Source organism: Kordia antarctica (genome assembly GCF_009901525.1).
In the GTDB taxonomy this organism is placed as follows: Bacteria; Bacteroidota; Bacteroidia; order Flavobacteriales; family Flavobacteriaceae; genus Kordia; species Kordia antarctica.
This window is the reverse complement of sequence record NZ_CP019288.1, coordinates 4,397,490-4,414,486: the sequence shown is the minus strand read 5'-3', so window position 1 is coordinate 4,414,486 and position 16,997 is coordinate 4,397,490. Positions and strand designations below refer to the sequence as shown.

The window sequence follows — 16,997 nt, the reverse complement described above, 5'->3', positions numbered from 1 at the left end:
GAATCAAGTTCGGTTTGACGAAAATTCGACTTTTTAGACAGTTTCATGCTTCATCAATTATTGTATATCCGCTTTTTATCACATCACTAACCGTCACCTTGAATCAAGTTCAAGGTCTTATTATTATGTCTTTAATTCTTGGCTATATGAGATTCTGAATCAAGTTCAGGATGACGCACTTTATACCTTTTATGAAAGTTAGCGGATATGCAATATCAATTATATACATATATGAAGATATTAATAAAATTAGTGCTTATCGCTTTTTTATTTATCAGTTGTAGTACTGATAAAAAACCCAATTCAAATTTCTTTAATGGTGTAAACAAATCTGAAAAGAAAATTGCTTTCAATACAATAGCATTAGACACAGTAGTTTTTGATCCTATTGAATCATCTTACAATGGTTTCTTTGATATTTATAAAAATGAAATCAACTTTATAGATCAACGATTTTGTTGGATATTTACTTTTGATAAAGACGGAAAGATTCAATCTCAAAACTTAGGACAAGGTGCAGGTCCAAACGAATTGGACACAGGTTTTATTGATGCTTACAAACGATTACCTAACGGCAAACACTTGTTTATGGGCTCTGTGTTTGATGTGCATATTCATGATGAAAATTGGGAAAGAGAGAAAAAATTTGTAATGAAATGGAATCTTACAAAAGCTGGCTGGGAAATAAATGCTGACAATTTAGATCCAGATGAGCAGCGATTGTATTCTCCACACTACGAGAACTTTAAAATTCAAACAAATTCTAATAATAATGTATATTTTACTGTAGAAGCGAATCACATACTTTTTAACAAATACTACACGAAAGAATATTATGATATGTCAAGAATTTTTGCAGATCTTGATTTAGAATCAGGCAAAGTAAAGTCTGTTTTTGGCAGAAAATCTAGAGAGTATTTAAACTATAATTATTTAGGAGCTTATGATACTTTTGATTATGTGATGGATAGTAAAAATCAGATGTATGTAAATCACCCAATAGATTCATTGATTTATGTTTATAATGATGAGCATGAAAACATCTATACGTTTGGAAATGCTGGAAAAAATATGATGACGAATTATCCTGAATTTAATAGTCAAGAGATCGACGGTATCATGAGTATCTATCAAAACAAAAAACCTAATACGAGTTACTATACAGACGTTAAACATATAGAAGAAAAGGATATATTCTTTAGAAGCTACCATAAGCCTATAGCCGAAGGTGTTGATGGATTACAAATTTATAAAGGGAATGTATTAGTTGCGGATGTTGATGTACCAAAAGGATTTAAAGTCGCAGGATATATTGATCCCTATTTTTACTCTGATGCCATTTTAGAAGAAGATGAGTTAACATTGAAAGCCTATAAATTTACACTTCCTAATATTGAGTAATCATGCAAAAAAACACGTTTTATGTATTACTTTTTTTCATTTCTCTCATTTCATGTAATGAAGAAGTAAAAAAAACAGAGACTCCAAAAGAATCAATAATTGCAAAAGAGTCAGAAGAGAAAAGTTATCCTCTTTTAAAATTCTCAAAGAAAGTGTTTGATTTCAAAACAATTTCAGAAGGCGAAATATTAAAAGCTGATTTTAAATTCAACAATCCAAGCAAAGATACATTAAGAATAGAATATGTAAACCCTGAATGTACTTGTACTACTTATGAGCTGAGCTCATATACAATTCCACCAAATGAAGATGGATTTATCACGCTTACATACGATTCAGACAATAGAGTTGGAAAAAACACTTCCTATACGATAGTAAAAGCAAATACAAAAACTAAATTTTACAAATTAACACTAAGAGTTACTGTGGAATAACAAGAATAATTTTCGGGAGTATGATAAAGTTTCTTGTAAGTAGACCAATTGCCGTTTTTATGGCAACTTTAGCTTTTATATTATTGGGTATTACCGCTACGAGGTTTATCCCAACTTCGCTAATGCCTGATATTGACATTCCAAAAATCACTGTTCAGCTTAGCTATCCAAATAATACTGCTAGAGAATTAGAAACAAATATTGTAAGACTGCTTCGCAATCGATTATTACAAATTAATAATTTAAAAGATATTAAAACTGAAACAAGAGACGGTTTTGCAACGCTAAAATTAGTATTTGAATACGGAACTAAGACTGATTTTGCTTTTATAGAAGTAAATGAAAAAATTGATGCTTCACTAAACTATTTACCTAGAGACCTTGAAAGACCTAAAGTAATTAAAGCGTCAACAACTGACATTCCTATATTAAATTTGACCATAGCTCTTAAAGAAGAATATAGTATAGAACGATTTCTGGAACTTAGTGAATTTACGGAAACCATTCTCAAAAAGCGTGTAGAACAACTACCGAATATTGCGCTTGCTGACATGAGTGGCCACATATCTCCTGAAATCATCATCACACCTTACAGTCAAAAAATAAGAAGTTTAGGGATTGACAATACCGAAATTATAAATGCCATTAGACGAAATAATATTGAATATGGCAATCTAATTGTACAAAATGGTATTTATCAGTATAATTTTAAATTTTCAAACCCGCTTAGGACTAAAAAAGATATTGAAAATATTTACCTCAATATTCATCAAAAATTATTCAAACTAAAAGATTTAGCGCAAGTTTCCCTGCAACCAACTTTAGAAAGAGGCTTAGTATATTCAAATGGAAAAAGAGCAATTGTACTTGCAATTATAAAAAAAGCTGATGCTAAGTTAAATGAACTAAAAGAAGAATTAGAAACACTGACAACATCGCTCGAGACAACGTATCCAGAATTGACATTCTCAACCAATCAAGATCAAACACAACTGTTAAACTTGTCGATTAAAAATTTAAAGTCCAGTTTATGGATAGGAAGTACTTTAGCTATTTTGATTATGTTTTTATTCCTAAAAGATATCAAAGCTCCTTTTGTCATTGCCCTCAGCATTCCTATTTCTTTGATAATAAGTATGTTGTTTTTCTTCATATTTGGCCTTTCTATAAATGTAATTTCTTTATCCGGATTGATATTAGGAGTTGGTATGATGATCGATAACTCTATCATTGTCATTGACAATATTTCTCAAAAACTAACACAAGGTTTTTCAGTAGTTAATGCTTGCGTCAAAGGAACTACAGAGATTATTACTCCATTAATTACTTCGGTACTAACTACTTGTTCTGTCTTTTTACCTTTACTATTTTTAAGCGGAATTACAGGTGCTTTATTCTATGAGCAAGCACTTGCGATAACTATTAGCTTATGCACCTCTTTACTAGTTTCCATTATTTTTATTCCTGTTTTATACAGACAACTTAAAAACAAGAAATTACAATTAAAAAAATGGACATTATTTAAACTTAAATTACCAGATACTGAAAATTGGTACGCTAAAAGCTATTCTTTCTTTTTCTCAAGAAAATGGCTAGTATATTCTATTTCAATACTAAGCACTATAGCAGCAGTTATGCTTTTTTTTAAAATGGAGTATTCACAATTACCTGAAATTAATCAAAATGAAACCATTATAAAAATAGACTGGAATGATAATATTACTGTCAATGAAAGTCAACATCGAATTGATATGGTATTAAAAAATATTTCAAACATTGATCAAGTATTTTCAGAAGTGGGTGAACAACAATATTTATTACAACATGATGATACAAAAAGTTTTTCAGAAGCTGTTGTGTATATAAAGTCAACATCAAATTCTAAACTAAAATTTATACAAAGTGAAATTGCGCAAAAAATTGAAACACAATACCCAAAAAGCAATCTAAATTTTGAAACTCCTAAAAACATTTTTCAATATATTTTTGGTACAAACGATACTCAATTAAATGTAGAAGTATATTCTAAATCTTTTCTTGAAAGCCCAAAAGAAGAAAAGCTTGAAGAAATAAATGAATTATTGGCAACTGTATCATATACAGAAATTCCAATAAAGAAAGTAGCTTCTATTAAAATTATTCCTGAAAACGTTTTATTGTATAACGTAAATCAAGATGATATCATCAAAGAATTAAAAACTGTTTTTCGCGAACAGTTTATTGACCGCCTTAAAACTTCTCAAAAATTTATTGCAATTAAATTAGATTATAGTATATCGGACATAGAGAAAAGCATTAGTCAAATATTTATAAAAAATAAAAATAATGCCTTCATTCCTCTTAAAAATTTAATTCAGATTCAACCTACCAAACAATATAAAACGATCACCGCTGGCATCAATGGAGAACATATAGCATATCAGGTTAATTCAGCAAAAGGCTTAGATTCTGGAATTGATAATGTGCAAAATATTCTTAAAAATAATAATGATTTTAACTTTCGATTAAGTGGGAGTTTATTTGAATTAAAAGAACTAACTCATGAGCTCACAATCGTTATTGTGGTTGCTATATTACTTTTATATTTCATCATGGCTGCTCAATTTGAATCGTTATGGCAACCATTAATCATATTATTAGAAATTCCAATAGATATTGGTGGAGCGCTTTTACTACTCTGGCTTTTTGGAGGTACCATAAATATTATGTCTGCTATTGGAATGGTTATTATGTGTGGAGTTATCATTAATGACAGCATATTAAAAATTCACACGATTAATATGTTAAGAAAACAAGGATTAAACATGGAAGAAGCAGTAAAAAAAGGAGGTGAACTGCGCTTAAAATCAATTTTAATGACCTCTCTTACTACAATACTGGCTTTGACTCCTTTTCTTTTTTTAAATAGCTTAGGAGCCAATTTACAGAAACCTTTAGCTTTGACTGTTATAGGAGGTATGATTATAGGCACATTTATAAGCCTTTATTTCATCCCACTAATGTATAGCTTTTTAAGTAAAAAGTCCTTTACATGAAGCCAAACTTAGTATGATTCTAGTAGCAAAAGTACTATTATTCCTTGATCCTTTGCAACTCACTACTGTAAAATAAGAAACCATGCCAAATGGCATGGTTTCTTGCTTAATGTGACCACGACAGGATTATTTCATGATCCAGATAAAGCTCCGCTTTGAAAATAGTACAAACAAAAAAACGCTCAAGTAAACTTGGCGTTTTTTTTTGAATGTACTATTTATTCGTGACCACGACAGGATTCAAACCTGTGACCGCTGGAGCCGAAATCCAGTGCTCTATTCAGCTGAGCTACGTGGCCTTATACATTCCCACGAAAGTGGGAATCTTATTGTTTAAAATTCTATAATTTATAATTAATTCAATAATTTTGCTTTTATAATTGTAGAAATAGTCTTTCCATCAGCTTGTCCAGCCAATTCTTTCGAAACAATTCCCATCACTTTTCCCATGTCTTTCATTCCTGAAGCACCAAGATCATCAATAGTCATCACCACTACTTTTTCTATTTCTTCTGCTGTTAATTGTTCTGGCAAAAATTGCTCTATAATTGCCGCCTGAGCTACTTCTGGTTCCACCAAGTCAGGTCTGTTTTGCTCCGTAAAAATAGCCGCGCTATCTTTACGTTGCTTTACTAATTTTTGCAACAACTTAATCTCTTCTTCTTCAGACAATTCTTCTTTAGCACCACTTTTTGTTTGTGCCAATAATATTTCAGACTTTACAGCGCGCAAAGCCGCTAAAGCAGTTTGATCTTTGGCTTTCATAGCCGTTTTAAGAGCCGTCATTATATCTTGTTGTAATCCCATGATATCTTTATTTTAATGTTGGAGAGGTAAAAAATTAAACCCGGAAATAGAACAGCAATTCCCGGGTCTAAAAAAACATATATAATAGTACTAAATCTAATTAGTCAACGTTATCATGCAAAAAAGAATTATTACTTCTTAATTGCATATCATCATTACTATCCGTACCCAAACTGGTTCGGGAAGCATTATCTGATGATTTGGTTTCATCAAGCTCAACACCTGCTCTCTTGTAAGCTGGCTGCTTCTCTATTTCGTCAATACGAGAGACGTTATTATTGAATTTATAATTAAATTCTTTTAGTTTTCTTCTGCGTTCGTCCACTCTACTTTTTAAGCTTTCTTCAATACTACTATTGAATGGATTTCCCTCATCAGAATCTTCTTTTTTTGTAATTGAATCTTCGACTATCTTCTTCTCAAAAACAATGCCATCTTCAGCTACTTTTGAAATATTTTTTTCAACAGCAGGTTCTTCCTCCATATAGTCATCTAAACTGTAACGTGTGACACCTTTGTCATGAACTTCTGTCACAGAAACTACCTCTACATGATCTGTCACTTCCATTGCATTTACATCCTCAGAAGTCAATTCAAACTTAATAAGATCTTCCTTTTCAGGAGTTTTCTCTGCAACAGGTTTCGCCAATGGCATATCAAAAGAAAAAGTAATCTGATTTTCTTCTTCTATTTCGGCTGCAACTACAAATTCTGGATCGTTTACTTCAATCGCATTAATTTTATCTGTCATTGTCGTAATAATGAAGTCATCTTGAGCAATTGGTGCTTTAACTTCATCATATATAACAGACATATTTTTGATAATTTCCGAAGTCGGAATCAAATTCAATGTCGCACTATCATCTACCAACGTATGACGAACTACTTCCGCCTTTTTTGGCGCAACGTCTCCCACAGGTTTTTGCGGAATAGTTGGTGTTACCACAGAAGTTGTTTTCGGTGTTAAGTTGTGAACAGCAGTTTGCTCGTCTTCTAATGTATGAATCACTTTTTTAGATTCCGTATTCACGATTTCGTCCTGCTGATCAATATCGAAACCCGTAGCAATAATAGTTACCGAAACTGCATCTTCCAACGTTTCATCTTCACCAACACCCATAATGATGTTTGCTCCGCCGCCAGCTTCTGTTTGAATGTGATCGTTAATTTCTCCGATTTCATCAATCGTAATTTCTTCTGAACCAGAAACGATAAGCAACAACACGTTTTTAGCTCCTGCAATTTTATTATCATTCAATAATGGAGAATCTAACGCTTTCATAATCGCTTCGCTTGCTCGGTTTGCACCAGAAGCATTCGCAGATCCCATGATAGCTGTTCCACTATTAGACAATACTGTTTTCGCATCGCGCAAGTCAATATTTTGTGTATAATGATGCGTTATTACTTCTGCAATTCCTCTAGAAGCTGTTGCCAATACTTCATCCGCTTTAGAGAAACCTGCTTTAAAGCCTAAGTTTCCGTAAACTTCTCTTAGTTTATCGTTGTTAATTACAATAAGCGAATCTACATGCGAACGTAATTTTTCAACTCCAATACGCGCTTGTGCATTCCGCATTTTTCCTTCAAACTTAAAAGGAATCGTCACAATACCAACGGTTAATATATCTTTATCTTTGGCTAGTTTTGCAATCACTGGAGCTGCTCCAGTTCCTGTTCCACCGCCCATTCCTGCGGTAATAAAAATCATCTTTGTATTGGTATCCAACATGGTACTAATGTCTTCAATACTTTCCAAAGCTGCTTTTTCTCCAACTTCCGGATTCGCGCCTGCGCCCAAACCTTCCGTCAGTGAAACTCCTAATTGAATTTTATTAGGAACTGTACTATTTTGTAAAGCTTGAGAATCTGTATTACAGATAAAAAAGTCTACTCCTTTTATTCCTTGCTGAAACATGTGGTTGATAGCGTTACTTCCGCCACCGCCTACACCGATCACTTTAATTACATTTGATTGATTTTTTGGTAAATCAAATGAAATGTTTCCGAATTCTGTGTTGCTACTCATAATTCTTTAACTGTTTTTTTTATTATTCTGCGTTATCTAAAAAATCTTTCAACTTATCGGCCCATTTTTCAAAGATCGATTTTCGTTCTTTTTTTGGTTCCGATTGTATTGGAGCGGTATGTTCTGTGTCATCATTAATAGACGATTCTCCGTCTGAAATTGCTTCTGTAGGTGGTTCCACAATTTCTTCTTCAATGATAGCTTTTGATTGGTTTTCTACTGCATTCATTACAAGTCCGACAGCCGTTGCATATAATGGACTCGCCATTTCTGTATCCGAATCGCCTGCCAAATGTTCGTTTGGATAGCCAATTCTGGTATCCATCCCTGTAATGTATTCTGCCAATTGCTTTAAGTGATTCAACTGACTTCCGCCACCTGTAAGCACAATTCCTGCAATTAGTTTTTTCTTTTGTTCTTCATGTCCGTAGTTCTTAATTTCTAAGTACGCTTGTTCTATGATTTCAACAACTCGTGCATGAATTATTTTTGAGAGATTTTTCAATGTAATCTCTTTTGGTTCTCTTCCACGTAATCCTGGAATCGACACAATTTCGTTATCTTTATTTTCGCCTGGCCAAGCAGATCCAAATTTTATTTTCAGTAATTCCGCTTGCTTTTCTATAATAGAACAGCCTTCTTTAATATCTTCTGTAATAACATTTCCACCAAATGGAATTACTGCCGTATGGCGAATGATTCCGTCTTTAAAAATTGCCAAATCTGTGGTTCCACCTCCAATATCAATCAATGCAACGCCTGCTTCTTTTTCTTCCTGACTTAATACTGCATTGGCAGATGCTAAAGGTTCTAAGGTAATTCCAGCTAAGCCTAATCCAGAACTTTTTACGCATCTTCCAATATTTCGAATCGAAGAAACTTGCCCGACAACTACATGAAAATTTGCTTCCAGTCGTCCGCCGTACATTCCAATTGGCTCTTTAATTTCGGCTTGTCCATCCACTTTATATTCTTGCGGAAGCACATGAATAATTTCTTCACCAGGAAGCATTACTAATTTATATACTTGATTGATGAGTAAGTCAATATCTTCTTCATTTATAACTTCATCTGCATTGCTGCGCGTAATATAATCGCTGTGTTGTAAACTACGAATGTGTTGTCCTGCAATTCCAACCACAACTTCACTTATCTTATAATCAGAAACACTTTCGGCTTCTTGTACTGCTTGTTGTATAGATTGAATCGTTTGTGTAATATTATTTACGACACCACGATGCACACCCAAACTCTTGGATTTTCCAACTCCAAGAATTTCGAGCTTTCCGTATTCATTTTTTCGCCCAATCATTGCCACGATTTTCGTGGTTCCTATGTCTAATCCTACTGCGATATTATTGTTTTCCATGACTTATTTTTTGGTGCAAACTACTTGATTGGTAAATTTTAAATCAACTTTCGCATAATCATTCAACGTTTTGTCTTTTACAGCTTTTTTATAAAACGCTTTCAAATTATTCACCTTCTTTTCCATATGTTCAATGTTGCCAAATTGTACGATGAAATCATTCGTTCTCAATTTTAGATCAAATGTCTTGTTTTCGTTTTGTACAATGGTGATCACGTTCTTTTTCAGAAAATCATCTTCGGCTATGTATTTTGTCAACACATATATATTTTTCAGCTCCTTTTTATCTACTTTTCCTTCCACAAATGGAACACGAGCAGCAGAAACTTTGGACAAAGGCATCGCTTTCCCTTCAGAATCTATATAATAAGAGTCTTTTGTTGCGATACGTGCTATTGGTGTTCGCTGTTTAATTTTTGCACCAAGAGTCCCATTTACAGACAGATACACTTCTGCATCTTGAATCATTTCATTCGCGCGTAAACGTTCCTCTAGAATATCCAAATCTAACTGATCTTTTCGTATGTTCGTAACACTATCAACATTTTGTATTAACAATTTATTAACCATCGAGCGCGTAATGAAATATTCTCCTCCATCAAGGTATTTCACATCCGGATTTTCAATAATACGCTTCGCATTTCTATTCGCCGAAAAGGCATACAGAAAGACTAAAACTGTTGCGATTATTAATCCTTTTATGAGGTTCCAATTAATTTCCAACGGTATATAAATTTTTAATTTTTACTACTTCTTCTCCAATATCGCCTGCGCCAACTGTCAATAAAATATCGGTTTTTATGTTAGCGACATGATTGATTAAATTTTCTTTTGTTAATAACTGTTTTTGATCGTTTTTTATTTTATTTAATAACCAACTTGACGTAATTCCTTCTAGTGGTTTTTCCCTTGCGGGATAAATCTCTAAGAGAATAATTTCATCAAATTGCGCCAAACTTTCTGCAAATTCATCTGCAAAATCTTTCGTTCTGCTAAAAAGATGCGGCTGAAATATAATCGTCACTTTTTTAGTTGGATACATTTCACGAACTGCCTGATGCAACGCGTTTATTTCCGTCGGATGATGCGCATAATCGTCTACAAATACAAAATCATCCGTTTTTATTTGATATGAAAAACGCCTTTTCACACCTTTAAATGTTCCCAAAGCTTTAGCGAGGCAGTCGGTTGGGGTTCCTATTTTCTCCGCCATCGCGAAAGCTACGAGACCGTTTAACAAATTGTGCCGTCCTGGCAAATGAAATTGTATGGCTATTACAATTGCGGTAGGCGTGACAATGTCAAACACATACGATCCGTTTTGAATGCGTATGTTTTTTATGTGATAATCAGATGTTTCTTTGAATCCGTAAGTGATTCCATCCAACTCAATATCTTCGTGTACAAATAATGTTCCGTTGGGTTTGATTCTTTTTGTAAATTCTACAAACGAATCTTGCAACGCTTCTTTTTCGCCGTAAATATCCAAATGATCCGCATCGGTTGATGTAATGCAAGCTATATCTGGCGAAAGCTGTAAAAACGAACGATCAAACTCGTCTGCTTCTACAACCGTAATTTCTGTTCCTTTTAGGATTAAGTTGGAATTGTAATTTTCTGCAATTCCACCTAAAAAAGCCGTAACATCAACTTCACATTCTGCTAATAAATGTCCCAAAATACTTGATGTGGTGGTTTTTCCGTGCGTTCCTGCAACTGCCAAACAAAACGTGTCTTTTGTAATCAAGCCTAAAACTTCTGCTCTTTTATATATTTTAAAATCATTTTCTCTGAAATACGTCAATTCCGTGTGCGAACTTGAAATTGCTGGTGTATAAATGATAATTGTATTTTCTTTGTTGAGATATTTCGCAGGAATTTCAGCAACATTATCATTCGTTGAAACCTGAATTCCGAGTGCTTCTAACGCATTGGTAATTTCAGTTTTCTTTTTGTCGTAACCTGCTACATTTTTATTGTTGAATTTGAAATAGCGCGCCAACGCTGACATGCCGATTCCGCCAATGCCTATAAAATAAATGGTATGTATATTTTTTAAATTCATTTACTTCTTTAATAATTTTTCTACTTCATCAACAATTCTTGCAGTTGCATCTGGTAATGCTAATTTTTTGATTTCATTGCCTAAATCAGTTTGCATTTTTTCAGACTGAATTAACTCTTTAAAACGTGTTTCAAATTGTTCATCGAGTTGTTTTTCACGAATCAACATTCCTGCGCCTTTTTCTGTGATTGCCAACGCATTTTTAGTTTGATGATCTTCTGCAACATTTGGTGACGGAATGAAAATTACAGGTTTTCCCACAATGCATAATTCCGAAACCGAACTTGCGCCTGCACGTGAGATTATAATATCTGCAGCAGCGTACGCCAAGTCCATTTTATTTATAAATTGATGCACTTGCACATGCGCCAATACGTTGTGTTTCTTATATTCCTCGTAATAGAATTTTCCGCATTGCCAAATGAGTTGAACGTTTTGTTCTTTGAAAAAATCGAGTTCATTTTCAATGAGCTGATTAATTCTTCTTGCACCTAAACTTCCACCAATAATTAAGATAGTTTTTACACCTTCTTGCAATTGAAAGAATGCTTTTGCTTCCGTTCGTTTACTTTTTATTTCTAATAAATCTTGTCGCACAGGGTTTCCTGTTTTGATTAGTTTCCCTTTCGGGAAGAAACGCTCCATGTTATCATACGCAACACATATTTTTTGCACTTGCTTTCCCAAGAGTTTGTTTGTGATTCCCGCATAAGAATTCTGCTCTTGAATCAACGCTGGAATTTTTCTACCAGAAGCAACTTTTAATACTGGCCCGCTTGCAAATCCGCCAGTTCCAATCACAACATCTGGCTTAAATTTTTTGACAATTTTCCGTGATTTCCACAAACTATGAACTACTTTAAACGGAAACATCATATTTTTTAAACTCAAGCTTCGCTGCAATCCAGAAATCCACAAACCTTCTATTTTGAAACCTGCTTGCGGCACTTTTTCCATTTCCATTCGGTCTTGCGCACCAACAAATAGAAACTCCGATTCGGGATAGCGTTTTTTTAATTCGTTCGCAATCGCAATCGCAGGATAAATATGTCCTCCTGTTCCGCCTCCTGAGAGAATGATTTTATATGATTGCTTGTTCATTATTGATCTACGATTTCAGATTTTTGATTTACGATTTTTGAGTTCGACTTCTTATTGTTTTTATAGAAGAAACTATAATTGATAAAATTTCATTCACTTCTTTGTGTAATCTATTTATTTCTATTTTTTCCTTGTCTGTTATTTCAGAGAATAATTCTAAAAAATACATACTCTCATCTGCCTCTTCTTCAACTATTTTTAATTTATTTATAAAGTCAGCAGTAGATTTTGCTCTACAAGCTGCTCTATAATTTGCACCAACTGACGATGAACATCTTATCAATTGATTACAATATGCATTGTATTCTCTCGATATTGGAAATTTAGAACATAGCTTCCAACAATCGGAAGCAAACTTTTTTGTTCTATTTTTTATTATTTCCTTCATGGTTAAATCTTATAAATCAAAAATCTACATTCTAAAATCGTATATCTTAGAGTGTTTCACTCAATACCGCCAACGGATTTTCATCTTTTTCTTCTTGCTCCATGATTTCTTCTCGTTTTGCGCTTACGCTTAATACGATTCCGATTGCTAAACATGTCATCCAAATAGAAGTTCCTCCACTACTTATTAATGGTAATGTTTGCCCTGTGACAGGAAATAATTCTACTGCAACTGCCATGTTTATAAGTGCTTGAAATACGATTGGCAATCCAACGCCAATAGCGAGTAATTTACCAAATATCGTATCTGCCTTGTGGGCGACAATGACAAGTCGAAATAGTAATAATAGATATAAAAATAGTAACGATAAGGCGCCGACTAAACCATATTCTTCAACAATAATTGCATAGATAAAATCTGATGAACTTTGTGGTAATAGGTTTTTCATGACACTTTTTCCTGCGCCAACTCCGACGATTCCGCCACTTGCAATGGCTATTTTTGCACGTTCTATTTGATAGTTTGCTTCTGATTTTTCTCCACTAACGAAATTGTCAATTCGATTTACCCAAGTATCAACTCGGTTTGGAAATGCATTTGGAAATGCTTTCGCTGCCAAAATAAACATTGTTAAACTTAACGCGCCTACGCCAATAATTCCCAAGAGGTATTTCCACGGATAACCTCCCAAAAAACATAACATTAATACCATTGAAAATATAATTCCCGCTGTGGAAAAATTTGCAGGAAGTATCAATCCAACTACTAAAAAAACAGGAATCCAAAGTGGTAAAATCGTTGCTTTGAATGTGACTACTTTGTCTTTGATTCTTGATAAATATCTGGCAACATAAATCATTAATACAACACTTGCCAACGTTGAAGTTTGGAATTTAAATCCTACAAAAGGAATTCGCATCCAACGACTTGCATTTGCGCCTCCAATGGTTCCTCCTTGCGCTAATGTGTAGATCAAAAAGAACAAAACTATTGGCAACATTATAAGCGATAAACCTCTGAAATAGTGATACGGCATTTTGTGAACCCCATAAATGATGGCAAATCCTAAAAATAAATGTGATGCGTGTTTTATAAGAAATTTCAAGGTGCTTCCATCTCCGTATAAGTACGCCAAGTTGCTACTTGCGCTGTATACCGGCAAAAACGAGAACAACGCTAACAAGGCAACTACTGCCCAAAGCGCTCTATCTCCTTTTATGTTTTTAAAGATGGTTTTCATTTTTTTATTTGTTTGGTCTTGGACCTTGGGTTTTTGGTATTAGGTTTTTGATTATGTTATTTGTTTATTCGGTTTTTTGTTGATTTGTTTTTCGATTTTTCACTTTTCGGTTTTTTGTTTACACTGAGCGGAGTCGAAGTGTTATTCGAAAAAACACTTTTACATTTATAATTTATAATTTCTTTCAACTTTTCACTTTCAACTTTTCACTTTTCACTTTTCACTTTTAACTCATAACTTTCAACTTTAATATCACAAGTTTCGCACCGCTGCTTTAAACTGTCTTCCTCTTTCTTCATAGTTTTCAAATAAGTCAAAACTTGCACATGCTGGCGACAATAATACGTTGTCTCCTTTTTCGGCGATTTTGTGCGCCATTTGTACCGCTTCATCCATAGAAGTGGTTTCCACCATTAAATCTGCTACTCTTCCGAATGATTCAATGATTTTTGAATTGTCAACTCCTAAGCAAATAATTGCTTTTACTTTTTCATGAACTAACGGCAATAAGTCTGTGTAATCATTTCCTTTGTCAACTCCTCCAACAATCCAAACGGTTTGTGTGGTCATACTTTCCAATGCGTAATACGTTGCGTTGATGTTTGTCGCTTTAGAATCATTGATGTATTGTACATTTTGGATTTTTAATACTTTTTCCAAACGATGTTCTACACCTTGAAATCCTGACATACTTTCGCGTATGGTTTGTTTTCTGATATTTAGCAATTTTGCAACTGCTGAAGCTGCCATTGCGTTTTTTGTATTGTGTTGTCCTTCTAGTGCTAGCGAATCCGTCGGCATAGTTATTGTCTTATTATGTATCGTTAGTATTATGTTTTGTTTTTCTATGTATGCACCATTTTCTAGTTTCTTTACTAATGAAAATGGTATTAATTTTGATTTTACTGGATGCTTTTGCAACCAGTTTACTAGTACTTCATCATCTGCATCGTAAATGAGGTAATCTTCAGATGTTTGATTCATCGCAATTCTAAATTTAGAAGCGATATAGTTTTCAAATTTGTAATCGTACCGATCTAAATGATCTGGTGTAATGTTCGTAATGATTGCAATATGTGGCTTGAAATCTACAATTCCATCTAATTGAAAACTGCTTAATTCCAGCACATACGTATCATAGTTTTGTTCCGCAACTTGCTTGGCAAAACTGTCGCCCATATTTCCTGCAACTCCAACATTTAGTTCTCCATTCTTTAATATGTGATGCGTTAATAATGTTGTCGTCGTTTTTCCGTTACTTCCCGTAATTCCGACAATTGTTGCATCTGTAAATTGAACTGCAAATTCTATTTCAGAAATCACAGAAATTCCTTTTGCGATTAATTCCTTTATAAGCGAAACCGTTTCTGGAATTCCAGGGCTTTTCATCACAACATCCGCATTAAAAATGTTAGCTTTCGTATGTTGCTTTTCTTCCCAAGTAATTTCAAACTGATTCAGAACGTTTTTATATTTGTCTTTGATTTCGCCTTTATCAGAAACAAATACATCGTAGCCTTGTTGCTTTCCTAAGATCGCTGTTCCAACGCCACTTTCTCCGCCTCCTAATATGACTAATCGTTTTTTATGCACTTTTTCTCTTTGTTGCTAGTTGCTGGTTGCTAGTTGCTGGTTGCTGGTTTTCTTACTCATGCTTCTAGCTTTTTGTTGTTTGTTGTTTGTTGTTTGTTGTTTGTTTTCTCACTTACAACTCATAACTCATAACTTTTCACTTTCAACTTTTCACTTTTCACTTTTCACTTTTCACTTTTCACTTTTTGTTAATTTGTTTTCTCACTCACAACTCACAACTCATAACTCATAACTTTTCACTTTCAACTTTTCACTTCTCACTTCTCACTTCTCACTTTTAACCTATCTAAGTTTCAACGTTACAATAGTCAGAATTGCTAATAGAATTCCAACAATCCAAAATCGGGTTACGATTTTACTTTCGTGATATCCTAGTTTTTGATAGTGATGATGTAATGGCGACATTAGGAATATTCTTTTTCCTTCTCCAAATTTCTTTCGCGTATATTTGAAATAACTCACTTGCATGACAACTGATAGATTTTCCGCCAAGAAAATTCCGCAAAGGATTGGAATCAACCATTCTTTTCGAATCGCAATTGCAATTACCGCAATGATTCCTCCTATTGTTAAACTTCCTGTATCTCCCATAAATACTTGCGCCGGATACGTATTATACCAAAGAAATCCAATTAAAGCGCCGACAAACGCAGCGATATAAATCGTGATTTCTCCAGCTCTTGGTATGTACATGACATTGAGATATTCCGAGAAAATTAAGTTTCCTGAAATCCACGCAAATATTCCTAACGTGAGTACAATTATGGCTGATGTTCCTGCGGCGAGTCCGTCAATTCCGTCGGTTAAATTCGCTCCATTAGAAACTGCCGTAATGATAAATATGACAATCGGAATGAATACCAACCACGCATATTTTGCATAGTCTGGATTTATCCAAGTAATTAATTTTGCGTAATCAATCTCATTATTTTTAACAAATGGAAGTGTCGTTTTCATGGAACGTTTTTCTTCGCCAAATTTCTTCGTTGGTGTATTGTTATTTGCGACAACTTCTGTTTGTTGTTTCACAGGTAATTCTTCACGAATAGTGACATCTTGATGAAAAAACAACGTTGCACCAACAATAATTCCCAATCCGACTTGTCCTAAGATTTTGAACTTTCCTTTGAGTCCATCTTTGTCATTTTTAAACTTTTTGATGTAATCGTCAATAAAACCAATAATTCCCATCCAAATAGTTGTGACTAAGAGTAATATGATATATATATTTCCAAGTTTTGCAAATAATAATACTGGAACTAATGTTGCCAAAATGATGATAATTCCGCCCATTGTTGGCGTTCCTGCTTTTTCTTTTTGTCCATCTAATCCTAAGTCACGAACCGTTTCGCCAATTTGTTTCGTACGTAAATAACTGATGATTCTTTTTCCGTAAATTGTAGAAATCAACAACGAAAGAATTACAGCCATCGCAGCTCTGAAACTCAGATATCCAAATAAGGATGCGCCTGGAAACTGGTATTGCTTTTCGAGATATTCAAATAAGTAGTATAACATATTTTTGTTGTCGTTAC

General features: G+C 33.9%; 13 protein-coding genes and 1 tRNA gene. 3 read left to right on the top strand and 11 right to left on the bottom strand.

The features are described from left to right. The first annotated feature begins 231 nt into the window (after positions 1–231). The 3 genes from IMCC3317_RS18485 to IMCC3317_RS18475 are packed head-to-tail and all read left to right on the top strand — an operon-like array spanning position 232 to position 4,870. Complete coding sequence (locus IMCC3317_RS18485) at positions 232–1,401, top strand: hypothetical protein (RefSeq protein ID WP_160130963.1); 1,170 nt, start codon at positions 232–234, stop codon at positions 1,399–1,401. 2 nt (positions 1,402–1,403) lie between these two features. After that, entirely contained in the window at positions 1,404–1,835 is a 432-nt protein-coding gene (locus IMCC3317_RS18480) for a DUF1573 domain-containing protein (RefSeq protein WP_160130962.1), read from the top strand. Positions 1,836–1,855: 20 nt separating this feature from the next. Then, positions 1,856–4,870, top strand: coding sequence for an efflux RND transporter permease subunit (locus tag IMCC3317_RS18475; protein ID WP_228054842.1), 3,015 nt, complete (start codon positions 1,856–1,858; stop codon positions 4,868–4,870). A gap of 225 nt (positions 4,871–5,095) precedes the next feature. On the opposite strand, the gene IMCC3317_RS18470 is transcribed toward IMCC3317_RS18475, so the two are convergent. The 11 genes from IMCC3317_RS18470 to mraY all read right to left on the bottom strand — a co-directional run bounded on the left by IMCC3317_RS18470 (position 5,096) and on the right by mraY (position 16,980). After that, a tRNA-Arg gene (locus IMCC3317_RS18470) sits at positions 5,096–5,169 on the bottom strand. A 55-nt stretch (positions 5,170–5,224) separates the two neighbouring features. Next, positions 5,225–5,677 carry a GatB/YqeY domain-containing protein gene (locus IMCC3317_RS18465; protein WP_160130960.1) on the bottom strand — a complete coding sequence of 151 codons (453 nt, stop codon included), beginning with the start codon at positions 5,675–5,677 and terminating at the stop codon, positions 5,225–5,227. 100 nt (positions 5,678–5,777) lie between these two features. Then, the gene (gene ftsZ / locus IMCC3317_RS18460; RefSeq protein WP_160130959.1) at positions 5,778–7,706 is read right to left on the bottom strand and encodes a cell division protein FtsZ; all 1,929 of its coding nucleotides are present in this window, start codon (positions 7,704–7,706) and stop codon (positions 5,778–5,780) included. A gap of 22 nt (positions 7,707–7,728) precedes the next feature. After that, on the bottom strand, positions 7,729–9,075 hold the full coding sequence (gene ftsA, locus IMCC3317_RS18455; protein WP_160130958.1) for a cell division protein FtsA: 1,347 nt from the start codon (positions 9,073–9,075) through the stop codon (positions 7,729–7,731). A 3-nt stretch (positions 9,076–9,078) separates the two neighbouring features. Then, on the bottom strand, positions 9,079–9,798 hold the full coding sequence (locus IMCC3317_RS18450) for a cell division protein FtsQ/DivIB (protein WP_160130957.1): 720 nt from the start codon (positions 9,796–9,798) through the stop codon (positions 9,079–9,081). Next, complete coding sequence (gene murC / locus IMCC3317_RS18445; RefSeq protein WP_160130956.1) at positions 9,788–11,140, bottom strand: UDP-N-acetylmuramate--L-alanine ligase; 1,353 nt, start codon at positions 11,138–11,140, stop codon at positions 9,788–9,790. Before murC ends, IMCC3317_RS18450 begins: the two co-directional genes overlap by 11 nt. Further along, positions 11,141–12,241, bottom strand: coding sequence for an undecaprenyldiphospho-muramoylpentapeptide beta-N-acetylglucosaminyltransferase (gene murG, locus IMCC3317_RS18440; protein WP_160130955.1), 1,101 nt, complete (start codon positions 12,239–12,241; stop codon positions 11,141–11,143). Between the two features lie 28 nt (positions 12,242–12,269). Next, on the bottom strand, positions 12,270–12,629 hold the full coding sequence (locus IMCC3317_RS18435) for a four helix bundle protein (protein ID WP_160130954.1): 360 nt from the start codon (positions 12,627–12,629) through the stop codon (positions 12,270–12,272). A gap of 46 nt (positions 12,630–12,675) precedes the next feature. After that, complete coding sequence (locus IMCC3317_RS18430; RefSeq protein ID WP_160130953.1) at positions 12,676–13,869, bottom strand: FtsW/RodA/SpoVE family cell cycle protein; 1,194 nt, start codon at positions 13,867–13,869, stop codon at positions 12,676–12,678. A 252-nt stretch (positions 13,870–14,121) separates the two neighbouring features. Then, positions 14,122–15,462 carry a UDP-N-acetylmuramoyl-L-alanine--D-glutamate ligase gene (gene murD, locus IMCC3317_RS18425; protein WP_160130952.1) on the bottom strand — a complete coding sequence of 447 codons (1,341 nt, stop codon included), beginning with the start codon at positions 15,460–15,462 and terminating at the stop codon, positions 14,122–14,124. 282 nt (positions 15,463–15,744) lie between these two features. Continuing rightward, entirely contained in the window at positions 15,745–16,980 is a 1,236-nt protein-coding gene (gene mraY, locus IMCC3317_RS18420; protein ID WP_160130951.1) for a phospho-N-acetylmuramoyl-pentapeptide-transferase, read from the bottom strand. Positions 16,981–16,997 lie beyond the last annotated feature (17 nt).